The following is a 25,288-nucleotide window of genomic DNA, read 5'->3' as shown; positions in this document are numbered from 1 at the left end:
TGAAAATATTATTGATTCGGGGTGTAGCGCAGTCCGGTTAGCGCACCTGGTTTGGGACCAGGGGGTCCCAGGTTCGAATCCTGGTACCCCGACAATGTAAAAATAAATTACAATCAAAAGCTCGTAAATCATATGATTTACGAGCTTTTTGTGTTTTTATTCTATTGTTTAGTAACAATGAAAACAGAGGACCAAGGACGGACCACATGCAATTTCTGGGTCTAGGCATAAATTTTACACAATCTGTAGAGGAAAAATTTCACATCAGTAACCCCTCTAAATTGTCTTCTGAATTCTTTGATTTTAGCATTGAATGACTCACGCTACGGTTGTATAGTTGTTTGTTTTTCAATTTCTGTCGGGTTGCTGTGTATTGATAAAAGAATAATTGTGATGAAAATAATTTATTCCTTTGTAGCTTTGAATTAATCTAATTGAAAAAACTTGAATAATAATAGGACTTACAAAGATGTTATTGCATCGTTTAGTAGTGTTAAAGGAGAAGTTATCGACTTTGCGTTTAGGATGATAACATTATTCATAGGCCCTCTTTATGCATATAGTTTATACGATCATTGGCACAATATAACTCATTACTTTATTGTTAATGCCTTAATTCTTTCTTTCTTACTGGCTTTCACCGTTTTTCGCTTGACTTTAACGCTGGTCTTTAAAAAGTATATTCTGCTGTTTATCCTGTTATATGGATACTTATATTCTACTTATAATTTAGGTTATATAGGCGGTGCACCGTATTTTTTGATACTGCTGTTTATGGTCACTTTTTTCTACTTTAATCAATGGTTTTCACTTATTGTCAGCATTGCTTTGGTGGTATATTATTTCGTTTTTATGCATCTGTACACGACCGGTATAATTGACTATTACGCACCGCCAGAGGTTTTGGTCAAAAATAAAATTATTTGGTTAGCGGATTTTAACTTGACGATATTAACTGCTGTAGTTACTGGCTATGCCCTTTATAACACATTTAAAGCCTACAAGCAAATAGTAAAGGTGCAGCACAATACACAACAAGAATTTAACTACACCCTTGATAAACTGCCAATACCGGTTGCCGTATTAATGGAAGATAGGAGAATCCCTTATTTCAATGAGAATTTTTATAATTATTTTGGTTATGAAAGTGAAGAAATTGCAACGTTGGATCAATGGTTAGAAAAGGTTTATCCTGATGTGAATGTTAGAAAAAAGGTGGCAGCATTTTCGATGGAACAAATGGAATACGCTTTTAAAGAACAAAAGCAATTGCCACTTGAATATTTTGATTTTAAGACAAAAACAGGTGAACTGAAAAGTGCAGAGGTGCATCATACATTTCATGGAGACAGAGCTGTATGCGCATTTATTGATATAACGGAACGCCGTAAAAAGCGCCGGCTCATTATTGAAACCATGATGCAGGCCGAAGAGAAAGAAAATAGGCGAATAGCACAGGAACTGCACGATGGCGTTGGTCCGTTATTGTCAACAGCCAAAATTTACGCGCACTCACTTGTCAGTAATTGTCAGGGAGATGAGGCTAAAGGTTTTGGAGAGAAGCTGAATGAACTGTTGAATAATGCCATTAAGGAGCTTCGTAACACAATTAATAATATAAGTCCGCAAATCCTTCAGCGTTATGGACTCGTTAAAGCTCTTGAGTCGTTTGTTGGGCATATACAGCCGATAACGGCAATTCGCTTTAATATAGTTGCCAAACAGCTGAATATTCAAAGTCACATGGTAGAGCTGGCCATTTATCGTTCGTTAGTGGAGTTGATTAATAATTCAATAAAATATGGCTCACCTTCAAATATTCAAGTACAGCTTGAAACAACAGGAAGTAGTTTAGTTGTTAAATATATGGATGATGGTAAGGGATTTAATCTTGAGGAAAAACGTCTTCAGGGCTTTGGAATTTCAAACATTATCAATCGCATTGAGTCAATTGGAGGATTTTGTAATATATCAACAAGTCCTGGAGCTGGCGTTAAGGTTTCTATCACATTCGATATAAAAGTTGTCAATAATGATACAGATAGCAATTGTTGAAGATCATCAAATGGTGCGCGAAGGCATTAAGGTGTTGATAAACCAAACTGATGACATGGAGGTTGCCGCCGAATTCAATAATGCCGGCGATTGGTTGAGCAGCTTATCTACCCAAAAGTATGATGTTTCATTGATTGATATTGATATGCCCGGTATCAACGGATTGACAGCATTAAATGAGGGGTTAATACTCGATAATGATTTAAGAGCCATAATGCTGACCATGCATAGGGATGTCAATTTCTTTCGCGAAGCATTTGTGAAAGGAGCCAAGGGCTATGTTCTTAAAGATATGAGTGTAAATGAGCTATGTGAGGCCATAAGAGAAGTTAATAAGGGCAATACTTTTTTTTCTGATGAATTTTTAAAGTCATTGGCCTCAACCCTTAAAGATGAGCAGGAGACGCTTGAACTTGAAAGCAGTAGCGGTGTGTTCTTAAATGAATCGGAGCAACAACTCTTAACATTAATATGTCGTGGCTATACCAACAAGGAATTGGCCGAATCCATGTACCTCAGTGTTAAAACGATTGAGAGCCATAAAACAAAACTATTGCGAAAAACCGGTACCCGAAATAATGCGGGACTAATTGTTTGGGCCATTAAAAATAACAAAGTCGACATTTAAAGCCCATCCATAGGGTAATCCCTTTGTAATTATAGGGGACCTCCCAATAAATTATAGGGTTTTTCTAATAACTCCGCTAAAGTTCCTTGCGTTTAAAATCACATGACAACGCAGGAGAAATACAAGATCATCATAGCGGAGGACAGTCCTGAGTTTGCACAAGGATTAAAATACTTACTATCTATCTATGGGCAGTATGAAGTGCTTGATATTGTTAGCGATGGAGCGAAGATTGTTAAGCACGATTTACTTAATGTAACCGACCTCATTTTAATGGATGTGAATATGCCACTACTTAGTGGCATAGAAGCAGGTAAGCAGATAGATTTTCTGTTTCCTCGAATCAGGCAGATTGCTATTACTTTCAATAAAGATCAGGTGTTTCTGGAAGAATTGATTGCGGCAGGTTTTAGAGGATTTGTTGATAAGCAGGCCATCTACGAAGAGCTGGAAGGCGTCTTAAATACCGTTATGAATAATCAATATGCATTTCCTAAAAATATGCGAATAATGTCGGGTTACAGGTGAAAAACAATCATCTGGTGTAGATATCAGTACTTGCCTGAAAGCTCCTGATATGACTTCAGAATAGTGATTAGATAGTTTTATTAATTGTTAATTTTAAAAAAAGGGGGATTGATAACATGAGTAATTTAATGAATGAATTGATGCAAACGGCAATAACAATTCCGGTAGCAATTCTCGCACTTAGGCTGATTTTTAAAAAGTCAATCATGTTTAAATTTAGTATGATAACTGTTTCATTTACCATATTTGTGGCATTTATGAAAACCATCGAGTTTCATGGGGAAACATACTGGCAATATATCATTACACCCTTTAACGTTATGTTTGGGATTATAATTTTTAGATACATTAACCGAATGCTACGAATGCCACTCGAAAAAGCAATTAGAGAGCTTGGTTATTTATCAGATGGCCAGTTGCAGATTGATATTCAAACTGTTGATTCACAAGATGAATTGGGGGTGTTAAATAACTCCTTAAAGAAGCTGTCTGATAAGCTGCGGGATGTTATTCAGGGCATTAACAATGGTGCAGATATTGTATTACAAGCCAGCCAACAGTTCAGCACAACATCTGAACAAATTTCTAGTGGAGCTAATGAGCAGGCTGCGTCAGTAGAAGAAATATCTTCAACCACCGAAGAAATTACTGCTAACGTTGAACAAAATACTTCAAATGCAGTCAGTACAAAAAAGATTGCTACAAGTGCTAAAGTAGGCTTAGAAAAGGTACAGGCTAAGGCGCTAAAAAGCCTTGATGCTACGCAGGTTATTGCTGAAAAGATATCACTTATTAACGATATAGCCTTCCAGACCAATATATTGGCCTTAAATGCAGCTGTAGAAGCTGCCCGGGCAGGTGAGCATGGTAGGGGTTTTGCTATTGTGGCCGCTGAAGTACGAAAGTTGGCTGAAAACAGTCGTTTGGCTGCTGATGAAATAATAGTTAAAGCTGAAAACAGCCTTAAAGAAGCTCAGGAAGCAGGTAGGCAACTTGAAATGATGTTACCTGATGTGATGCAGACCACTCAATTAGTGGAAGAAATTGCAGCTGCTAGTATCGAGCAAAATAGCGCAACAGCTCAGGTTAACTCTTCTATTCTCGAATTGACGAATGTGACTCAGCAAAACTCAGCATCGGCTGAGGAGCTGGCCGCCAGTGCTGAGGAACTGGCTTCCCAAGCTGAGAATCTAAAAAGGATGATTGGCTTTTTTAAATTGGCGAAGCAATAAATAAATGAAGTAGGAAAAGTAAGAGCTCCAATCGTTTGTTAGTATAGCCAGCCTATTGGAGCTCAATTTAGTAAAGGTTACTTAAAATACCCCTTAAAGTGTCTGTCCAGATGCTTGCGCATGGCATTGCGGAACTTATTCGGATTTCCATCCTTTAATATTTTTACTAAATCCTGGTGTGAAACCCATTTGGAGTCATGAGCTGGACTTTCAATCATGCCGGAATCATATACATACCGGAATGCGGGTAATAATATTGTCTGAAAATCAATTAATGTGTGATTGCCCGAAATCTGATACAATTTTCCATGGAATTTGATTTCATGATCCACATCAAAAAGAACTTCTTTAGGCGAATCTGGCTCTGTTGCAACAATCTGCTCTAATTCTGCAATATCCTCTGGCGTAGCACGATTATAAATTAAATCGCTCATTCCAATCTCAATCACCAGCCTAAGTTCGAAAATATCTTTTAAAGTGGCTTGATCCAGAATATTAGGGATCAGGCTTTTCTTTAAGAGAAAAAGTAGATCCGGACTTTTAATGGTTGAGCCTTTCCGTTTTGTCGATTCGATAAGACCAATTGTTTTAAGCCGATTGAGTGCTTCACGTATCACGGTTCTCGAAACACCTAACATTTCGGTCAATTCCAGTTCTTTTGGAATCTGATCACCTGGATTCAATTTCTCAGAGATTAATAAATCAATTAATGTTTGCTCCACCTTGTCAACAAGGCTGCTTGAATCAACTGCGGTGATGTTTAGGCTATTATTTTTTGTCTTATCTGTCATAGGATGCATGATTATCTCCCCACAAATTTTAGCAAAATCTTTTGAAAAAAAAATTAAATCACATATTTTTGAAACGCATTATGTATGACATAATCCAATAAAATTTGAATTTATGAAAAGAAAACTATTAACAAAAAAGCTGGGCTTGGTCATGCTATTATCTTGGATATTAGGAGGTAGTGTGCTGGCTCAAAACCTAATTACAGGTGTGGTAAAAGATGCTGGAGGCGAACTTTTACCAGGTGTTTCGGTGTATGTAGAAAACACCACAAATGGAACAATTACTGGTATTGATGGGACATACCAGATTTCGGCTGATGCAAATGAGTCACTTGTATTCTCATTTATTGGCTTTCAAACGCAAGTGATTGCAGTGGGCACACAGCAAACCATTAATGTCACTTTAGTGGAAGAGTTGAAACGATTGGATGAAGTGGTGGTAACTGGTTATACTACTCAGTCAAGAGCTGAAATGACCACATCTATCGCTAAGCTGGACACAAAAGTGCTTGAAAGTGCGCCGCGCTCAAATGCCGCTACTGCTTTGCAGGGTACCATTGCCGGTTTGCAGGTGACTCAAACAACAGGACAGCCTGGCTCAACCCCAAGCTTGGTATTACGTGGGGGAACCAGCTTCGACGGAAAAGGAACGCCACTGATTTTAATTGATGGTGTACCAGGATCATTTTATGCCTTGAACGCCGACGATATTGAATCGATGGAGGTACTGAAGGATGCAGCTTCCACTGCGGTGTATGGTGCGCGTGCTGCCAATGGTGTTATATTGGTGACCACTAAAAAAGGAAAGAAAGGTAAGTCAAATGTGACCTTCAGATCCAAATTCACAACTAATAAACGTCGCGAAGATCCGATGGAATACATGGGTGCTGCGGACTATGTGAAGTTTAACCGCCTAGGAGTGCGTGCAGCACAGGATGTGATGGGATATGCCTGGCTCGATCAGTTTCTGACTGGGGCACATGCTGCTGCTACTGGCAACAATGCTACCAATTCCATTTATACAACCATGTATTTGACAGATGATAACAAATACTTGTTGAATTATGATGGTTGGCAAACCATGGATGATCCTATTGCACCAGGAACAACTCTGCTTTTCCAGGATAATAAAATGAACGAACTGTTTTACCAGGAAAGCTATGGACAGGATTACAGCTTGTCGTTCGACGGTGGTAATGACAAAGGAACGTATTACCTGGGTTTGGGTATGCTTGATGATAAAGGATTGGTATTTGGCTCTGCATTTAAGCGTTACTCAGGAACATTTAACGCATCGTATAATATTTCGGATAATTTTAAAGTGTCATCCAATATTATCTATGCGCACTCTAACCAGAACTTGCCATACGATAGTGAATACAATTTATTCCAGCGTACTGCTGGTTTAGCACCAACTTCCCGCATTTATAATAACAATCCGGATGGTAGCTTGTCTGATGAATACCAGCCAGGTACTTATCTGGGTTTTGGTAACCCTCTGTATTACAAAGATAAGTTTGTACGTACTAACCTTGAGCAGCGTTTGACAGCTTCTGTTCAGATGGATTACAAGTTTCTGAATGATTTTACATTAACATTACGAGGTAGTCATTTTACCATCAATAATTCGAATGAGGCCTTTAACAAAGCATATTTGAGCTCAGGCCGATTGAATACCGATCGAAAGTCGTCTGTTTCGCATGATAGAATGATGCGTAACCAGATAACTTCAATGCTCAACTATAAAAAGCGTATTAACGATGTACATAACATTAATGCGTTAGTTGGCTTCGAATATTTCAAGGAGAAAGAGTTTGAGTTTGATGCCGCCACTCGCTTGTCGCCAACAGACCTGATTTATACCATGAATGTGGGTTCAGAAGCATCAGGCATTCCTTATTCGTATCATACCGGATATGAGATTGCCTCTGTTTTTGGACAGCTTAACTACGATTACGACTATAAATACCTACTGGGTTTAACTTTCCGTCGTGATGGAGCCAGCCGACTGGGAAATAACAAGTATGATTTTTTCCCTGGCGTATCGGTGGGATGGAATGTGCACAACGAAGAGTTTTACAAAGACTCTAAAATGAAATCCATTGTGAGCAGCCTGAAGCCACGCTTGAGTTATGGAGTAAATGGTAACATTGAAGTACTGTCTAACTTTGGCGTGTTCGGGACTTATGCTACAACAAATGTTTACGATACACAGGCTGGTTATGTCAATAACCGTTTACCTTTGTTGGATCTGAAATGGGAGCGTTCAACAACTTTCAATATCGGATTGGATGCTGGTTTCGCTAATAACCGCATTACTTTGATGGCGGACTATTTCGTACGAGATGTCAAAGATAAATTGGCAGGACTGACCTTGCCATTATGGACAGGTTTCTCATCGATTACCACCAATAACGGAACCCTTCGTAACAAAGGTCTTGAACTTCAGCTGAATGCCGATGTGATTAAAAAGAATGATCTCAATTGGAATTTGGGAGTAACCTACTATTCAGTCAGAAATTACGCGCATAAATTACCAGCCAATGGGGTTGATAATAACCGTCAGGGCGGAACAGAGATTTACGATGCAGCAACCGGCGAAACGAAATATGTTGGCGGACTGCAGGAAGGTCAGCGTGTGGGTTACGACTTGATTACAGCTTATGTGTTTGATGGCGTTTATCAAACACAGGCTGATATTGATGAACATGCCGATAGAACCGTTGAATTTGCACACCAAAAAGACACCCGCTTCTTGGGTGATGCACGTTGGAAAGATTTGAATAACGATGGAGTTATCAATCATTTGGATCGTAAAGTAATCGGCCGTACCACTCCTGATTTTGTTGGGGGTATGACTTCGAACCTGAGTTATAAGAACTTTAACCTGTTTGTTAAAACCGACTTCGCCGTTGGTCATTACATCATTAACGGCCGCCGGGTTAAAGGGATAGCTCAAACTCAGGGTAACCAAAATGGGCCAATTGAAATACGTGACTCTTGGACGGCAGAAAATCCTACTTCAAATATTCCGATTTTCACTTTGGTCGACCGTCAGCGTAATCACCTGGCTGCAGGTGGCGATCAGGGGTCTATTGACAACAGTAGTTCAAGAATGTGGGAAAAAGGAGATTACCTGGCCTTGCGCGAAGTAACATTGAGCTATAATCTTAGCGGAGCTATTGCCAACAATGTTTTTCAAAACATTCGTCTTTACGTAACAGGAGCCAACCTGGCCTATTTCAATGGTTTTTCGGGCAGTTCACCTGAAGTGACCAGTGGAGGAATTGATTCGGGACGTTTCCCGTTACCTCGCACATATACTTTAGGTTTAAACGTTACTTTCTAACTTTTAATACAGTTTAAAATGAAACAATTAAAATATATAGCACTATTGCTGGTTGCGACCTTGTTGGGCTCATGTGAGTTGGATATGCAACCCGAAAGTGAATTAACCTACAACGGGTTTTGGGATACGGAAGAAGCGGCTCGTGCTGCTCATGTCGGAATTTTCTCTAAATACAGGGACTATGCCTACACGCTCTGGCAAATGGGCGAATTGCGCTCTGATGTTTGGGGTGGCAAAACGATTGAGTCGCCATCGGGCCAGGATTTGATTGATAATAACATCAGCACAACCATTGTACACTTTGATAAGTGGGCCAATTTTTATGGATTGATGCACTACATCAACGATTTCATTGTTAATGCGCCTAAAGCTCCATTTAAGGATGAAGCCGAACTGAATCATTTATTGGGTCAGGTGTATGGTTTACGAGCTCAGGTGTATTATACCATGCTAAAAGCCTGGGGCGATGTGCCAATTACCACAGAGCCATTGTTAGAGGTGGATTTGGAAAAACTTAAGAAGCCACGTTCGCCTAAAGCTGAGGTGATGAACCAGGTAAAGGCCGATATTGAAAGTTCGTTGGAATATTTTGGTAGTGACAACAGCCAGTGGAATGGCAAGAACGTGTATTGGTCCAAAGCCGCAACCTTAGTACTAAAAGGTGATGTATACCTGTGGTCGGGTAAGGTACTTGGAGGTGGCGATGCTGATTTTACAACAGCTAAAACGGCTTTATCGCAAATTACAGGACACGAACTGGTTCCATTTGAACAACTGTGGGGACAGGGTAATGAGTTTAATAACGAGTTTATATTTTCATTTGATTATCAGCAGGATCAAGCAGGTAATTTCTATGGTAGTTTTACCGGTCGTATGGTTGACGTAGCAGGTCTTTTCGACGAAACAGGTACTTCTTTGTCTGATTTTGTGGTGAATGGAGCCAGTCGTTTTGGCCCATCAGATAAAACCAATCTCATCCTGGAAGATTTGGATGATATGCGCCGGACAACTTTTATTAAATTGTATAACGATGGCACCAATCATGTTCCATTTACACCAGATAACGCCAATTATCAAGGTGCTATTCTTAATAAGTTTCTGGGCATCATAGGTGATGATGGTTCACGTTTTAATTACAACAATGTACCACTATACCGCTATGCCGATGCCTTATTACTGCTAGCCGAGGCTAAAAATAATCTGGGCGAAGATCCTTCAAGCGAGATAAATCTGGTTCGTCAGAGGGCTTATGGAGACAATTTCAGCGGACATGAATTTGCTAATAGTACAAAAGCTGAAAATGCTAAAGCTATCTTAGATGAGCGCTATAAAGAGTTCATTGGCGAAGGTAAACGCTGGTGGGATTTGGTTCGCGCTGGCGAAACATTTGTGTTTGATGAGGTGGCCTCATTGGATGCATCGGAAGCCTATAAAATATACTATTCAATTTCTGAAAGTATGTTGGCCAACGACGATCAATTGAAACAGACCGAAGGTTATAATTAAAAGTGTATTGGTAAATTGCCCTGTAAGCTAACGAGGCTAATGGGGCATTTTACTCATTCCGCAAGTTTTTTAAAGTTAGTATTAGTATCTTGATAGGTATTAAATAGTAACGAGAAGAAAATCGTAATTAGCAATTCTCTCTAAAATCAATTACAATGAATAAAATATTAACATTTGCTCTGGTGTTGCTGGCAATCAATGCATGTGGTCAGTCAGCTAACAAAGCCAAAAACAGTACCATTGTCAATAATATTAACCTTTTTAATGCTACAGCAAACGAAAGCGTGGCCTGTTATCGTATTCCGGCGTTAGTAACCGCGCCAAATGGCAATTTAATTGCAGCTATAGATGAGCGTGTGCCTTCTTGTGGCGACCTGAAATGGAGCCGCGATATTAACATTGTTCTTCGTCGTAGCGTCGACAACGGAAAGACCTGGTCTGATATTGAAACCGTGGTGGACTTTCCATTGGGACAGTCAGCTTCAGATCCATCCATGATTGTTGATGAAGTGACTGGTGAAATCTTCCTCTTTTACAATTTTATGGATCTGGATAAGGAGAAGGACGTGTACTATTTTCATGTAGTGAAAAGTTCGGATAATGGAATAACGTGGAGCGAACCTGAAGACATTACATCACAAATTGCATTGGACGGATGGGAAAAGGACTTTAAGTTCATCACCTCAGGAAGAGGTATTCAAACTGCTGATGGAACGCTTCTACACACCATTGTTAACCTGCAAAAAGGCGGACATGTCTTTGGTTCAAAGGATCATGGTAAATCATGGTTTGTCATCGATAATGCCATCAAACCCTTTAATGAATCAAAAATTGTTCAGTTGGCCGATGGGCGATGGATGATTAACAGCCGTGTTCAAAAACTGGGACATCGTTACGTACATATATCAGATAATGAGGGACTATCGTGGGAGAGCCATCCCGATACCACACTCATTGATCCGGCTTGTAATGCATCCATTATTCGCTATTCATCGGTAAAAAATGGCGACGATAAAAATCGTCTGTTATTTAGTAATGCGAATAGTAAAGAAGGGCGTGTGAACATGACGGTACGAGTTAGCTACGATGAAGGTAAAACATGGACAGAAGGTAAAACAATCTATGAAGGAGGTTCAGCCTATTCATCATTGACGGTACTCGAAAATGGCGATATCGCCGTATTCTTCGAAAAAGATGGGCATAAAGAAAATCCTTTTGTCAGCTTCTCACTCGAATGGCTGACCGATGGTAAAGACTCAGTTACTAAATAGGCAATACCATTGGGATGAAGAGAGCTTTGTTATTCACCTTGAGTTGCTTTGTGCTGCAACTTGTGTATGCACAGTACGAGAGACCAGCTTTACTGCCATTCCCTCAAAAAGTGGAGTGGAAAGATGGATTTGTTAATTTGGCTAGTACAACGTTAAGTGTGCCTGATTCTTTAATGAAAATGGTACATCAGCAGCTTAATGAGCTGGGTTGTGCGATTGAGTCGGAGAGCGATATGCATCTTGAAATAAAGATGGTTGATGCATTGCAGGATGTTCCACTTAATCAGGATGAAGCTTATCATCTTACTATTAATACGACTAATATTTCTATTAAGGCAGTTACAAAAACAGGTGTTTACAGGGCTTTTCAAACGCTAAATCAATTGGTGGTCAAACAGGGAGCTGAATTTATCGCACCTAGTTGCCACATTGTTGACTGGCCGGCATTCAAAATTCGTGGTTTTATGCACGATGTAGGGCGCAGTTATATTCCCGTCCAGGAATTGAAGAAACAAATTGCATTGCTGTCACAATTCAAGATCAATGTCTTTCACTGGCACCTGACAGAAGACATCGCCTGGCGACTGGAAAGTAAAGTTTTTCCACAGTTGAATGATAGTTCCAATTTTGGACGTCAGGCAGGGAAATACTACACCATTGAAGAAGCCAAAGACTTGGTGAAATTTTGCCAGGAGCATCATGTGTTATTGATTCCCGAAATTGATATGCCTGGGCACAGTGCGGCTTTTACTCGTGCATTAGGTCACGATATGCAATCTCCTGAAGGCATGAAGCTACTCAAACAGTTGATGGATGAAGTGTGCGAGGTGTTTGCAGATGTACCTTATTTGCATATTGGTACGGATGAGGTGAAATTTACTAATCCGGATTTTGTGCCGGAGATGGTGGCCTATATCCGAGATAAAGGCAAAAAAGTAATCAGCTGGAATCCGGGTTGGCATTACCAGGTCGGTGAAATTGATATGATTCAGATGTGGAGCTCGCGAGGTCAATTACATCAAGGTATTCCGGCCATTGATTCGAGGCTGCATTATATTAATCATTTCGATACGTTTGCGGATATCATAGCCTTATACCATAGTAATGTGGCAGGCGTTAGTGAGGGTAGCGCAGATGTTGCCGGTTCGATTGTCGCCATTTGGAATGACCGTTTTGTGGATGAAACAAAACAGGTGATTGCTCAGAATGGTTTTTATCCGGCTATGCTGGCATTAGCCGAATCTACTTGGCAAGGAGGACGAGACAAGTACTTCTATGAGCAAGGTACTTTATTGGGTGCTGTTAATAGTGAAGAATTCAATGCGTTTAACGATTTTGAAGAACGCATGCTTCACTTTAAAACGCATGTTTTTAGTGAAGAGCCTTTTGCTTATGTGAAACAAACCAATATAAAATGGCGCATAACTGATGCTTTTCCTAATAATGGGAATTTATCACAGGTATTTCCACCGGAGAAGAAGTTGCAAAAATCGTATGAATATCAGGATGATGTCTATTCAACGCATGAGGCAACCGGTGCCGGAATATACCTGCGTCATGTTTGGGGAACATTAATTCCCGGTTTTTATGCTAATCCTCAGCCGAATCACACGGCTTATGCATACACCCGGGTTTATTCGCCCATTCAACAGGAAGCAGGTATTTACGTGCGGTTCCAAAATTATGGACGGTCAGAAAAAGACTTGCCACCACCTCAGGGGAAATGGGATTACAAAGAAAGTCGTATTTGGCTGAATGATGAAGAGATTCAGCCGCCTGTTTGGGAAAACACACATACCGTAAAATCCAACGAGATATCCTTGCGAAATGAAAATTGGGAGGGACGTCCTCCAATGCAGGTGCAGTTAAATAAGGGCTGGAACAAATTATTACTGAAATTACCGATAGGCGAATTTACATCACCGGAAGTGCGATTGGTTAAGTGGATGTTTAATGCAGTGCTGGTGACGACAGATGGTCATCAGGCTCTTGATAATATTGTTTATTCACCTGATAAGGATTTTAAAACAGTTGAATATGAGAAATAGAGAGGGATATAGAATCAATTGGAAGCTGAAATTAAGCATGCTGGCCATTCTGTTATTGATTTTTGAATCAGCCGGCTATGCTCAAAAAACTAAAGTGGCATGTGTAGGCAATAGTGTGACATTTGGCTACCATATTGAGCAGCGTGAAACGAATAGTTACCCCGCTCAACTGCAAGCTTTGTTAGGAGAGGATTACGAAGTTGGCAATTTTGGTAAGAGCGGCGCGACCTTGCTGCGTAAAGGACATCGTCCGTATATGGAGCAAGAGGAGTTTCAGGATGCTGTTGCTTTTCAGCCTGATATATTAATTGTTTCATTGGGATTGAACGATACGGATCCACGCAATTGGCCTAACTATAGTGACGATTTCATCGAAGACTATAGTGCATTGTTGGAAAGCTTTCGGAAAGCAGATGGTTCGATGCCTGAGATATGGATTGGCCGCATGACGCCCATTTTTCAGACGCATCCACGATTCAACTCTGGAACGCGCGATTGGTTTTGGCAGATTCAGGCAACAATTGAGCAAGTAGCAAGAAACTGGAATGCGCGGCTTATCGATTGGCATACGCCATTGCATGCACGACCAGATCTGTTCCCGGATGCCTTACATCCAACTAAAGAGGGGGCAACAATGATGGCCAAGTTGGCCTATCAACACATTACAGGCGATTTTGGTGGTTTGAAAGTGGCCTCAGTGTTCAGCGATCATATGGTTTTGCAACGCGATGCGTTGATTCCGATATGGGGAACGGCTAATAGGGGTGAGCGTATTACAGTTCAATTTAACGACATCAGTATTGAGGTTGAAACTGGATTCGACGGAAAATGGGAAGTCGAATTACCGTCAATGCAATGGGGTGGACCTTATGCTCTGACTATTAAAACAGAAACGAAACAAATTACTATCAAGGATGTCATGTTAGGTGATGTATGGTTATGTTCCGGCCAGTCTAATATGGCATTTAAGGTAAAGCAATCCAATAGAGGTTCAGAAGCTTTAAATCAAGTATTACCCGACAATATCCGTTTGATGAATTATCATCCATTGGCTGAAACAAATAATACATCCTGGGATTCCATCACCTTACAAAGGGTGAATGAGTTGGAGTATCTATCAGGAAAATGGGAGCTGGCAAATAATCAGTCTGTAGCTGATTTTTCGGCTATCGGATGGTACTTTGGAACTCAGTTGGAGCAAGAGCTTAATGTACCTATTGGTTTGATACAGTTAGCAGTTGGAGGAAGTCCGACTGAAGCCTGGATTGACAGGAAAACGTTGGAACACCACCCGCAATTGGTGAATATGCTATACGACTGGCAAAATAACGACCATACCATGCAATGGTGCCGTGAACGTGGAGGAGTAAATATTCAGGGTGCAAAATCAGCTTTTCAGCGTCATCCGTATCAACCGGCTTATTTATATGAATCAGGAATTAGTAAGATTGAAGGTCTGGCTATAAAGGGCATTTTGTGGTACCAGGGAGAATCCAATGCCCATAATGTGGAATTGCATGAAGTGTTGTTTCCCACAATGGTTCAATCCTGGCGCGATGGCTGGAACCAACCGGATTTACCAATTCTATTTGCACAACTATCATCCTTGAACAGACCAAGCTGGCCACATTTTCGTGATAGTCAGCGACGATTGGCTCAACAGCTGCCACATGTGTCTATGGTGGTGACCAGCGATTGGGGGAATAAAACGGATGTGCACCCTAAGAATAAGTATCCGGTGGCCGAACGATTTGCTAATACAGCTTTACGTGAGGTTTATGGAGAAAATGATGTGCCATTTGGAAATGTGGAGATTGAGAGCGTGAATGCAGGTAAGGATCGAATAGAAATTGTTTTTAATCATACGCAAAAGCTCCAAACTGCAGATGGAGAAAAAATAAAGGAACTGGAGGTAGCCGGTGAGGATGGTATATTTCATCCGGCTGATGCAACTCTTAAGAGAAATACCCTTGTCATTAAAACTGACAATAAATCGGTTAATGCAATTCGATATGCCTGGAAGCCTTATTCTCAGGCTAATTTGACCAATGAAAACGGAACTCCGGTTTCTACTTTCCGAATAGATGCTCCATTTGATAGCAAGACTAAATAACTGACGATGATACGCAATTCAATAGACAGCCAATGGTTCAGCATGCTGGGCTTAATGATTATACTGACAACTGTGAAGGGGTTGGCACAGGAGTCACGTTTTGGTACCTATTACCAGCAACGAAAGACATTGTTTGAAATACTCCCGAATACTAAAAAGGAAATCATTTTCCTGGGGAACAGTATTACTGACGGTTGCGAGTGGAGCGAGTTATTGCAGAATAAGCGAGCGAAAAACCGTGGAATAAGTGGCGATATTACTGAAGGCGTGCTGTATCGATTGGCCGAAGTAACCGAATCGAAACCAGCCAAAGTGTTTTTACTGATTGGTGTTAATGACTTGGCTCGTGGTATTTCTAACGATACCATTTACGCTAATATTTGCCGAATAGCTCAGGTAATAAATGAGCAATCACCTAAAACGAAAGTATATATTCAGAGCATCCTGCCGGTGAATCCTGATTTCGGAAAGTTTACCGGACATTGCTCCAAAACCGATGACATTCTTTGGATAAATGAACAGCTGGTCAAGTGGTGCGAACATGAGCCGGCTGAATTTATTGACCTGTTTTCACACTTTAAAAATACCGCTGACAACCTGATGAATCCTTCATACACCAATGATGGGCTGCATCTGAATGGTGAAGGCTATTTGCTGTGGGCCAATAATATTAAGCCATATTTTAAATGATGTAGTTATTGGCTGCTTATTAAAAAGAGAGATAAAACGAACAGATATAATTAACGATGGAAAAGATTAAAGGACTTGTAGCAGCGCCTTTCACGCCAATGACGGCTGATGGTGCCATTAATTTGAATATTATTCCTTCTTACTACCAATTTTTGAAACAAAATGGCGTGGCCGGTGCGTTTATTAACGGAAGTACCGGTGAAGGGGTGTCACAAACAACGCAGGAGCGCAAGCAGGTGGCTGAAGCCTGGGCCAATGAAATTAAGCAGGATGCTTCGCCTATGAAGCTGATTAATTTAGTGGGAGGAACGTCTTATCAGGAATGCATTGAGCTAGCCAAACATTCACAGTCAGTAGGCGTTGATGCCATCGCCATACTAGCACCTTTTTACTTCAAGCCGCCAACCGTCAAGCAGTTGGCTGAGTTTGTAAAAATGATCGGACAGGCCGTACCTGAATTACCGGTATATTTCTATCATATCCCGGTATTGACCGGCGTTGGATTTGCCATGATTGACTTGTTGAAAGAACTGCATGGTCAGATGCCAAATTTTGCCGGAATTAAATACACACATGAGGATTTCATGGATTACCTCTCATGTCTGCACTTTGCCGATGGGCAGTACGATATGCTGTGGGGAAGAGATGAAAATATGCTTTCTGCTTTGGTTTTGGGGGCGGAAGGTAGTGTCGGAAGCACCTTTAATTATGCAGCTCCTCTTTATCATCAGCTTATGGCAGCTTACCAGAAAGGGGAAATTAAGGAAGCCCGTCAATTGCAACAGCAATCCATCGATATGATTCGATTATTGGGGAAATATGGAGGCATTGGCACAGGTAAGGCATTTATGCGCTATGTTGGCATTGAATGCGGCGGATTCCGTTTGCCGGTTAAAGCCATGACTGATGAAGCGTATCAGCAATTTGTTCAGGATGTGAAAGCGCTGGAAATGGAAGCGTTGTTTTCAAAAGGAGAGTAGCATGAGATATATTGCATCAATTTTACTATTTGTGTTAGCACTGCTGTTAGGTTCTGTAAGGGCTCAGCAGTATCTGACTCAGTCAGCGTTGGATGTTTTACCTGCCATTGGGAAAGGTCATCCACATCAAGGTTGGGCCGGTGCCTTTATAGGTCAACATAACGATGTAGTAGTGCTGGCAGGAGGTTCTGCTTTTCCAGATGCCAAACCATGGGAAGATGGTCAAAAACAATATTCCAATGAGGTATTATTGGGGTGGGAAGAAAACGGGCAATTCACCTGGCATTTAGATAAAAATCAGTTGCCTGAATCAGCTGCAGGAGGAGCAGCTGTGTCTTTGCCAGAAGGAATTCTATGCACAGGTGGAGCCAATGAAAAGGGAATATTGGCTGAAGCATCTCTTATCAAAGTAACGAATCGGACTACTGAAATTTTGCCTTTTACCAAACTGCCATTTCCGCTGAAAGATCATGGGATGGCCGTTATAGGTCGTGAGGTATTCATCATTGGGGGCATGACCCCTCAAGGCTATAACACACAACTATTAGTGTTAAATTTGGATGCACAAGAAAAAGGCTGGCGGATGCAAGCCGGATTGCCGCATGGCATTACCAATGTTGTTGTGGAAAGCCAAATGGATGGCAATGAGCAGTGTTTATATGTGATAGGTGGACGGTACAAGCAGGAAGGGGAGTTCATCACCACCTTCAGTAGTGAAGTATGGAAGTACATCCCATCTCAGCAGAAATGGGAACAAAAGAATCCGATTACGATAGGAGGGCAAACTTCCATGAAATTGGCTGCAGCAGCTGGTGTTAAGATGGGGGCTTCACATATCGTTATCGTGGGAGGTGACAGTGGTGATGTATTTAACCGGGTTGAAAAAGCTATTAGAAAGATGACTTCGGATAATGATTCTGTTCGTCAAAAAGCATTGCAGGAACGCAATCAGTTATGGTTAAACCACAGTGGATTCAATAAAGAAATATTAGTTTATAATACCATTACTGACAGCTGGTTTAGTGCCGGAGAGTTGGATAGTAATGCTCCGGCTGTAACTTCAGCTGTCATTTGGAAAAATAAAGTGCTGGTGCCTTCAGGCGAGATTCGCCCGGGTATTCGCACTGACCAGGTTATTGCGTTGGATTTTGAATCGAATGGCGGATTTGGCTGGTTGAATTACCTCGTGTTGGTACTCTACTTCATAGCGATGTTGCTACTAGGTTTCTATTTCATGAAGCGTGAAGGCGATGATCAGGACTTTTTTAAAGCAGGTGGTCGTATTCCATGGTGGGCAGCTGGTATCAGTATTTTTGCTACTACCTTAAGTGCCATTACTTTTATTGCCATTCCGGCTAAAGCCTATGCTACCGATTGGCGTATGCTGATATTCAACTTTACCATTATCATGGTGGTGCCGGTCATTATTCGTTATTACCTGCCGTTTTTCAGGCGTTTAAATATTGGGACTGCCTATGAATACCTGGAGATGCGTTTTAACCGAACAGTGCGCTGGGTCGCTTCGGTGTTGTTTATCTTGTTTATGATTACGCGCATTGCCATTGTATTGTTTTTGCCGTCGCTAGCATTGCATACAGTAACTGGTTTTAGCGTTTACTGGTCCATCATAATCATGGGTGTGGTCACAATTGTGTACTGCACCAGTGGCGGTATTGAGGCTGTTGTATGGGGTGACGTGATACAGGGATTCATCTTGATGGCAGGAGCTCTATTTGCGTTGGCCTTTATGATTGGCGGAGTGGATGGCGGTTTGGATGGTTTCATTCAATTATCGCTTGATCAGGATAAGTTGTTTTTGTTTGATACCAGCCTGGATTGGTCTAAACCGGTTATGTGGGTGGTACTTTTGGGCGGCTTTTCTAATTGCCTGATTGCCTATACAAGTGACCAGTCAGTGGTACAACGTTATATGACTACCAAAGATGAGCGTGCTACTGCCCGAAGTATCTGGTTAAATGGAATTATAAGTGTGCCGGTATCGATTATATTCTTCCTGTTAGGAACTGGTTTATACGCCTTCTATACATCCAATCCTGAAGCAATTTCTATAACGATTCCAAAATTGGATGCCGTCTTTCCGCATTTTATCGTGAGTGAGATGCCGGCTGGCCTGGCTGGTCTGCTGATTGCAGCAGTTTTTGCTGCAGCCATGTCCACCTTGTCATCCAACATTAACTCGGTAGCGGCCGTGGTTACATCTGATTTTTACAAAGTGCTGAAATTGAATGTGTCTACCCAAAGTACCTTGCTGGTGGCGCGCTGGTCCGGTATTATCGTTGGTGTGTTAGGTATAGGCATGGCTTTGGTATTAGCCACCTGGGATATTGCTTCATTATGGGATCAGTTCAATACCTTCCTGGGATTATTAACCGGAGGATTAGCCGCTTTCTTTATGATGGGTATCTTCTTTAAGCATATTTCTGGTATAGCAGCCTTAATTGGTGTTGCAGTTGGTTTGGTGGCTTTACTTTATCTGCGTAATGCTTCCGATATGTCGTTTCTGTTGTATGGTGCAGCCGGCATTTCAGTGAGTGTGTTGGTAGGATGGCTATTAAGTTTTATCTGGCCTGCTAAATCTGTAGAAAGTCAGTTAGTTTATGAAGGAATTAAAAAGAACCGGGAAAAGAATTAAGTGATGAATAATAGAAAAGTTAGTAAAGAACGCATAGAGCAATTAATCAACCAATATCGGAATGAATTGGAGGGTAGTGTGATTCCTTTCTGGATGAAGCACTCAAAAGACACAACTCATGGTGGTTATTTTACCTGTCTGACCAGAGAAGGAGAGGTATATGATACCGACAAGTTTATCTGGTTGCAGGCCCGGGAGGTGTGGCAGTTTGCTAAATTGTACAATAGCTACGAACAAAGGGAAGAGTGGATTGAAATGGCCTTGCATGGTGCCCGTTTTTTGCAGAAGCATGGCGTAGATGAGAAAGGGCAATGGTATTTCTCACTGAATCAGCAAGGAGAGCCATTGGTTCAACCATACAATATTTTTTCGGATTGCTTTGCAACAATGGCGTTTGGCCAGTTATACAAGGCGACAGGAGATGAGGAATATGGTCAGCTGGCCCGGGATACGTTTTACTCAATTCTAAAACGTCAGGATAATCCCAAAGGAACCTACAATAAAGCGTATCCTGAAACAAGGGTACTAAAGAATTTTGCATTGCCCATGATTTTATCCAATCTGGCACTGGAAATAGAATCCTTATTACCGCAGGAGTTAATTCAGGAAACATTGGACAAAATCATTCATGAGGTGATGAATGAGTTCTATTTTCCAGAAAAGGGGCTTGTTTTGGAAAATGTGAGTCCGGAAGGACAGTTCGTCGATTGCTTCGAGGGGCGCTTATTGAATCCGGGGCATGCCATCGAAGCCATGTGGTTTATGATGGATTTGGGTGAAAAACTGAATCGTCCGGAATTGATTGAGAAAGCCGTAAAAATCACCTTAGATACCTTGGAATATGGCTGGGATAATGAACATGGAGGTGTCTTTTATTTCATGGATTTAAAGGGCCATCCAACGCAACAGCTTGAGTGGGATCAGAAGCTTTGGTGGGTACATCTGGAGACTTTGGTGGCATTGCTAAAAGGCTATTACCACACCGGGAATGAAGCCTGCTGGGAGTGGTTTGAAAAAGTTCATGATTATGCCTTGAATCACTTTTCAGATCCGGAGCATGGTGAGTGGTTTGGTTACCTGAACCGCGAAGGAAAAGTATTGTTGCCATTAAAAGGCGGCAAGTGGAAAGGTTGCTTTCATGTGCCCAGAGGTTTGATGTATTGTTTACAAACTTTGGAACGTATTAATGATAGGAAATAGTATTTCCTGTTTGTATAGATTTTTGAGGCCGGTTGTTACCGGCCTTTCTTGTCAAGCGTCTATTGCCAATTAAGTTTACCTCAAGAGGATTGTATGCAATGGTACATCATTTTGCTATTGTATGCTTGATGTGTTATCCCCTTTATACTTCGATGGTGTTGTGCTAAACTGTTCTACAAAGCATTTACGAAAATAAGCAGCGTCATTAAAGCCAACTTTGGAGGCCGTTTCGCTAACCGAATAATTCCCCGATTTCAATAATTGAGCCGCATACCTGATTCGGATGGAACGGATAAATGTGTTAATGTTATCACCGGTAAAGGTTTTAATTCGACGATAAAGAGTGGGTTGACTCATATTAAGCTTTTCAGCTAACATAACGGAATTAAACATTGGATTGGTCAGGTTTTTCTCAACGATTTCAATCGCCTGTCTGATAAACAGTTCATTCTGAGGTTCTATCTCTATATTAGATGGTGATAAGGTGACTTTTTGACTGTAATATTGCTTTAAATGAGCTCTGGTTCTTAGTAAGTTATCAACTTTTGTTAATAGAATTTCCGAAGTGAATGGTTTCGTAATATAGTCGTCGGCACCTGTTTCCAATCCTTCCAGTATATCACTTTCTTCACTTTTAGCCGTGAGCATTATCACTGGAATGTGGCAAAGATTGTCGTCTGTTTTAATTGCCTCGCAGAGTTGGTGTCCGTCCATTAAGGGCATCATCACATCAGTAATGATTAGGTCCGGCTGTTCTTTTTCAATCTGTTTTAAAGCTTCTTTTCCATTAGCAGCATGTTGGATGGCATACTTGCTTCCAAGAAAAGAGCCTAAATATTGGCGCAATTCCTCATGATCCTCAACAATCAGTACTTTAAAACTATTGGGCTCTTCATCTTGTACAATAGATGTTGCTGGTTGCTTTGTGGCTTCAGGAATCAAAGGCTCTTTTGTGGTTTGGCTTTCTCCTTTTTCAGCATCGCTCAAATGCAGATGTCCCAATGGCAATATTATAGTAAATTCCGCTCCTTTGCCCGGTTTACTTTCGACAGCAATGCTTCCATGATGCAGTTGCACAAGCTCCTTGACGAGAGAAAGGCCAATACCTGAGCCACTAATATCTTTGACTGCTTGATTTTGAAGCTGATAGAAGCGTCCAAAAATTTTCTCGTGTTCAGATTTAGGAATCCCGGGGCCGCTATCTTTAACAGAGATTAGGCATTCGTCGTTCTTACATTTGACATGTATGGATACAGTACTTTTCTCGGGAGAGAATTTTATGGCATTTGACAGTAGGTTAGATACCACAATTTGCAGCTTTTCAACATCAAACCAAACTTTAGCGGTGGATTGATCAGAACCAAAAATGAGCTGTACATTTCGCACTTGCGCAAAAGCTTTAAAACGCTCTGTCATCTTTTCAATGAACCCGACCATATCATTTTCGGAAGCCTGGATCTGCATTTGTCCCACTTCTACTTTGCGTAAATCGAGCAGTTGAGAGATTAAATCGTACAAATGTGCGGCCTGTTGATGAACCGTCTCCAACTGGTTTTTTGCAAATTCTGGCAGCGATGAACTTCTTAGTAAATCTTTAACAGGTGCCAGTATCAATGTAAGAGGCGTTCGTAACTCATGAGATATATTGGTGAAAAAGCGGGATTTCATTTCGGCCAGCTCATGCTCTTTGTCCTTTTCTATTCGGGCGATGTTCAATTCATGTTCCAGCTCTTTACTCTGCAGTTCCAAATCTTTGGTCCGGTAGATTTGCTTCATCCGGTAGCGGTAGAAACCTGTTAAAAGTAATATGATAGCGGTCGCAATCAATAACTGTCCCCACCAGCTGGCATACCAGACCGGATAAATTGTGACGGCTAGTTGGGCCGGTTGTTCATTCCATACTTCATCGCAGTTGGCAGCCACAACTTCGAAGCGATAGTTACCTGGTCTCAGATTGTTGAAGGTAACAGTTCCTTGGGTTCCATCAACCGAGGTCCAGTTTTCTTCAAAGCCTGACAAACGGTACTTATATTTATTCGATTTTTGATTGAGGTATGACAATCCAACGAAGTTGACCGCAAAGCTATTTATCGGATGATGTAATTCGATGGCAGAAGTATAAGGAGCAGCTTTGGTCAGTAGAACTCTCTTATTGACAGTCTCCATCACACTGACAGGATGGTTTTGTATCTCAATTTCGGTGATATAGACTGGAGTTGAATAGTCCCTTTTTTGAATACTATCCGGATGAAAGTATAACAAGCCTTTATTGTTGCCAAAGATGAGTTGTCCATCGGCTGTTTTATATACAGCCCGCAGGTTATTGGCAATATAATAGTTGGTAAATATTTGTGTTTGGGTGTTTAATTTTGAAATCCCGGAGTTAGTCCCAATCCATAAGTCATTAGCTTGAGAAGTCAAACAAGCTACAAAATTATGGCAAAGACCATCCCGCTTGTCAAAAAAGTGAATGGTTGAATGCATGGCATCGTAATAGCCAAGGGCGCTTCTATAACCAATCCAGATACGGCCATCCGACATCTGATGAAGTGCCCACACCTCTTTATTCCCCAAAATATCGGATGAGGTGTGTAAATCGTTGAACTGATTGAAACGAAACGAATCAAGCTGCTGATAGATAAGCTTGTTCAGACCATTTTCTGTACCTATCCACAGAGCTTTATCCTTATCTTCCATCATGGCCCTGATGTTGTTGCCCGATAGTTGATACTTAATTTTTGAATTGGTTTGTGTCAGATGAAACTCATTATTATTTCTATCATAAAGGATTAAGCCATTGCTGGTTCCTAACCAAAAACGGCCTTGACTGTCAATGGTTAAAGCTTGAATTCGTCCTTCCCAATTTTCTTTTTTTGCTGGTTTGATTTCAATCTCCCGAACGATATCCTTTTCAGGTTGATAAAACAATAGCGACGATTCCAATGTACCAAACCAAATATTCCCAGATTCATCCGTAACCGATGAAAGAACAATGTCTGAAGGAATGAATCTATTTCCTTTGCCGGAGGTAGAAAATTGTTCAATGCCATTTGTCGGCTCTAATGATAGTGGAAGAGTTGTTTTCTTGATTCCCCCATGATAAAGTGCTATGTAGAGATTGTTTTGCAAATCAGAGCTCAAGCTTTTAACCTCGTATAGACTATTAAAGCGGATACGGCTAAAAAACTGTTTTTCCAGGTTGATTTTAACTGCACCACCACCGTGCGTGCCAATCCAGATAACGCCCGAAGGGTCTGCTAAAATCGAAATCACCCGGTTTTCCAGTTTATCTTTAAAAAGGGGATGATCCCAATTATAGTGTTGACTCCTGTTTTTATTATTTAGTATGTGGACCTGGTCTAAACCATCCCAGGTGGCAATCCAGTAGTCCCCACTATAATCCTTCACAACACCGTATACATCTTTGTGGCTGATAATCGTATTATCATTGGGTTGATGGGCGATGACCTCTATTTTACTGGTATTTGTATCTAAGATATAGATACCATGACCAATGGTGGATATGATCAAATGATTGTCAATAAATGAAAGATTGGTCACAATGAACATTGGATGGCCAGAATTGGAGGGTTTTAATGGGAAAGAATGAAACTGATCGTTGGTTGGGTTGTAGCTAACCACCATGTTGGTATTGGTACCCATCCATATTTGGCTATCAGGTGCTTTAGCAATGCAGGAAAAAGTATCGTATAATAGGCCTCGGCTATTGGTTTTATTTCGCCATACAACATTGTAATCTTCAATATTATTGGCAAAATCAGGAAACTTTAGAATAGCTAGTCCCGAAGATGTGGATAGAATAAACCCCTTGTTAAAATCGCCTGAAACTCCATTTACAGGGATAGAATTAAAAGTATCTTCAGGAGCAGGATTGATTTTGATGTGCGCCAGGAATGATTCTGTAGTAGGGTCAAAAACATACAATCCATTGGGAGAGCCAATCCATAAGTAGCCATCGGGACATTGGTACAAGCTGAGTACATGAAGCGAACTTTTTTCAGGATAGTAGGGTTTGATGTTGAATCCATCATAACGATTGAGACCGTCTGAAGTACCAAACCATATAAATCCAGCCTGATCTTTAAGGATGGCGTTAACATTGTTATCCGATAAACCATCCTGCATAGTTATATACTCTGCACTAATTGAATAATCAGTGGCAGTCATATACTGAATGAAGTATCCCAAAATAATAATAGCAAGAAGTCTTGAACGCATTATTA

15 protein-coding genes and 1 tRNA gene are annotated in these 25,288 nt (G+C 41.0%); 14 read left to right on the top strand and 2 right to left on the bottom strand.

Going from position 1 to position 25,288, the window contains the following annotated elements:
• Nucleotides 1–17: 17 nt before the first annotated feature.
• The 5 genes from J1N10_RS17890 to J1N10_RS17865 all read left to right on the top strand — a co-directional run bounded on the left by J1N10_RS17890 (nucleotide 18) and on the right by J1N10_RS17865 (nucleotide 4,443).
• Nucleotides 18–92: transfer RNA gene (locus tag J1N10_RS17890), tRNA-Pro, on the top strand.
• A 352-nt stretch (nucleotides 93–444) separates the two neighbouring features.
• Nucleotides 445–2,055 carry a PAS domain-containing sensor histidine kinase gene (locus tag J1N10_RS17880; RefSeq protein WP_262328104.1) on the top strand — a complete coding sequence of 537 codons (1,611 nt, stop codon included), beginning with the start codon at nucleotides 445–447 and terminating at the stop codon, nucleotides 2,053–2,055.
• Nucleotides 2,033–2,683, top strand: a complete 651-nt coding sequence (locus J1N10_RS17875; protein ID WP_262328103.1) for a response regulator transcription factor — start codon at nucleotides 2,033–2,035, stop codon at nucleotides 2,681–2,683. The genes J1N10_RS17880 and J1N10_RS17875 overlap by 23 nt, the downstream gene beginning before the upstream one ends.
• A 102-nt stretch (nucleotides 2,684–2,785) precedes the next feature.
• Nucleotides 2,786–3,211 carry a response regulator gene (locus J1N10_RS17870; RefSeq protein ID WP_262328102.1) on the top strand — a complete coding sequence of 142 codons (426 nt, stop codon included), beginning with the start codon at nucleotides 2,786–2,788 and terminating at the stop codon, nucleotides 3,209–3,211.
• 206 nt (nucleotides 3,212–3,417) lie between these two features.
• A complete protein-coding gene (locus J1N10_RS17865; RefSeq protein ID WP_262328101.1) occupies nucleotides 3,418–4,443 on the top strand; it encodes a methyl-accepting chemotaxis protein in 1,026 nt (341 codons plus the stop codon).
• A 77-nt stretch (nucleotides 4,444–4,520) separates the two neighbouring features.
• Here the strand turns inward: J1N10_RS17865 and J1N10_RS17860 are convergent, their stop codons facing one another.
• Nucleotides 4,521–5,234, bottom strand: a complete 714-nt coding sequence (locus J1N10_RS17860) for a FadR/GntR family transcriptional regulator (protein WP_262328100.1) — start codon at nucleotides 5,232–5,234, stop codon at nucleotides 4,521–4,523.
• A gap of 112 nt (nucleotides 5,235–5,346) precedes the next feature.
• On the opposite strand from J1N10_RS17860, the gene J1N10_RS17855 reads away from it, so the two are divergent.
• From J1N10_RS17855 to J1N10_RS17815, 9 genes are all read left to right on the top strand, one after another.
• Nucleotides 5,347–8,583, top strand: a complete 3,237-nt coding sequence (locus tag J1N10_RS17855; protein WP_262328099.1) for a SusC/RagA family TonB-linked outer membrane protein — start codon at nucleotides 5,347–5,349, stop codon at nucleotides 8,581–8,583.
• An 18-nt stretch (nucleotides 8,584–8,601) separates the two neighbouring features.
• Nucleotides 8,602–10,089 (top strand): RagB/SusD family nutrient uptake outer membrane protein, encoded by a 1,488-nt coding sequence (locus tag J1N10_RS17850; RefSeq protein ID WP_262328098.1) that lies wholly within the window; start codon nucleotides 8,602–8,604, stop codon nucleotides 10,087–10,089.
• Between the two features lie 155 nt (nucleotides 10,090–10,244).
• Nucleotides 10,245–11,360: a sialidase family protein gene (locus J1N10_RS17845; protein WP_262328097.1), complete on the top strand. Its 1,116-nt coding sequence runs from the start codon at nucleotides 10,245–10,247 to the stop codon at nucleotides 11,358–11,360.
• Nucleotides 11,361–11,374: 14 nt separating this feature from the next.
• The gene (locus J1N10_RS17840; protein WP_262328096.1) at nucleotides 11,375–13,408 is read left to right on the top strand and encodes a beta-N-acetylhexosaminidase; all 2,034 of its coding nucleotides are present in this window, start codon (nucleotides 11,375–11,377) and stop codon (nucleotides 13,406–13,408) included.
• The gene (locus J1N10_RS17835; protein ID WP_262328095.1) at nucleotides 13,398–15,521 is read left to right on the top strand and encodes a GDSL-type esterase/lipase family protein; all 2,124 of its coding nucleotides are present in this window, start codon (nucleotides 13,398–13,400) and stop codon (nucleotides 15,519–15,521) included. The genes J1N10_RS17840 and J1N10_RS17835 overlap by 11 nt, the downstream gene beginning before the upstream one ends.
• Before the next feature lie 6 nt (nucleotides 15,522–15,527).
• Nucleotides 15,528–16,211, top strand: a complete 684-nt coding sequence (locus J1N10_RS17830) for a GDSL-type esterase/lipase family protein (RefSeq protein ID WP_262328094.1) — start codon at nucleotides 15,528–15,530, stop codon at nucleotides 16,209–16,211.
• A gap of 56 nt (nucleotides 16,212–16,267) precedes the next feature.
• On the top strand, nucleotides 16,268–17,191 hold the full coding sequence (locus tag J1N10_RS17825) for a dihydrodipicolinate synthase family protein (protein ID WP_262328093.1): 924 nt from the start codon (nucleotides 16,268–16,270) through the stop codon (nucleotides 17,189–17,191).
• A gap of 1 nt (nucleotide 17,192) precedes the next feature.
• Nucleotides 17,193–19,844, top strand: coding sequence for a sodium:solute symporter family protein (locus J1N10_RS17820; protein WP_262328092.1), 2,652 nt, complete (start codon nucleotides 17,193–17,195; stop codon nucleotides 19,842–19,844).
• Nucleotides 19,845–19,847: 3 nt separating this feature from the next.
• A complete protein-coding gene (locus J1N10_RS17815; protein ID WP_262328091.1) occupies nucleotides 19,848–21,044 on the top strand; it encodes a n-acyl-d-glucosamine 2-epimerase in 1,197 nt (398 codons plus the stop codon).
• A gap of 114 nt (nucleotides 21,045–21,158) precedes the next feature.
• Here the strand turns inward: J1N10_RS17815 and J1N10_RS17810 are convergent, their stop codons facing one another.
• Nucleotides 21,159–25,283 (bottom strand): two-component regulator propeller domain-containing protein, encoded by a 4,125-nt coding sequence (locus tag J1N10_RS17810; RefSeq protein ID WP_262328090.1) that lies wholly within the window; start codon nucleotides 25,281–25,283, stop codon nucleotides 21,159–21,161.
• Nucleotides 25,284–25,288 lie beyond the last annotated feature (5 nt).

The organism is Carboxylicivirga litoralis (genome assembly GCF_025499605.1).
Classification (GTDB): domain Bacteria; phylum Bacteroidota; class Bacteroidia; order Bacteroidales; family Marinilabiliaceae; genus Carboxylicivirga; species Carboxylicivirga litoralis.
This window is presented reverse-complemented; position numbering and strand designations above follow the sequence as displayed.

Bases quoted from the DNA above. Each gene is read 5' to 3' on its own strand.
- J1N10_RS17875 (WP_262328103.1), top strand. From the start codon at position 2,033: ATGATACAGATAGCAATTGTTGAAGATCATCAAATGGTGCGCGAAGGC.
- J1N10_RS17870 (WP_262328102.1), top strand. From the start codon at position 2,786: ATGACAACGCAGGAGAAATACAAGATCATCATAGCGGAGGACAGTCCT.
- J1N10_RS17865 (WP_262328101.1), top strand. From the start codon at position 3,418: ATGTTTAAATTTAGTATGATAACTGTTTCATTTACCATATTTGTGGCA.
- J1N10_RS17860 (WP_262328100.1), bottom strand. From the start codon at position 5,234: ATGACAGATAAGACAAAAAATAATAGCCTAAACATCACCGCAGTTGAT.
- J1N10_RS17855 (WP_262328099.1), top strand. From the start codon at position 5,347: ATGAAAAGAAAACTATTAACAAAAAAGCTGGGCTTGGTCATGCTATTA.
- J1N10_RS17850 (WP_262328098.1), top strand. From the start codon at position 8,602: ATGAAACAATTAAAATATATAGCACTATTGCTGGTTGCGACCTTGTTG.
- J1N10_RS17845 (WP_262328097.1), top strand. From the start codon at position 10,245: ATGAATAAAATATTAACATTTGCTCTGGTGTTGCTGGCAATCAATGCA.
- J1N10_RS17840 (WP_262328096.1), top strand. From the start codon at position 11,375: ATGAAGAGAGCTTTGTTATTCACCTTGAGTTGCTTTGTGCTGCAACTT.
- J1N10_RS17835 (WP_262328095.1), top strand. From the start codon at position 13,398: ATGAGAAATAGAGAGGGATATAGAATCAATTGGAAGCTGAAATTAAGC.
- J1N10_RS17830 (WP_262328094.1), top strand. From the start codon at position 15,528: ATGATACGCAATTCAATAGACAGCCAATGGTTCAGCATGCTGGGCTTA.
- J1N10_RS17825 (WP_262328093.1), top strand. From the start codon at position 16,268: ATGGAAAAGATTAAAGGACTTGTAGCAGCGCCTTTCACGCCAATGACG.
- J1N10_RS17820 (WP_262328092.1), top strand. From the start codon at position 17,193: ATGAGATATATTGCATCAATTTTACTATTTGTGTTAGCACTGCTGTTA.
- J1N10_RS17815 (WP_262328091.1), top strand. From the start codon at position 19,848: ATGAATAATAGAAAAGTTAGTAAAGAACGCATAGAGCAATTAATCAAC.
- J1N10_RS17810 (WP_262328090.1), bottom strand. From the start codon at position 25,283: ATGCGTTCAAGACTTCTTGCTATTATTATTTTGGGATACTTCATTCAG.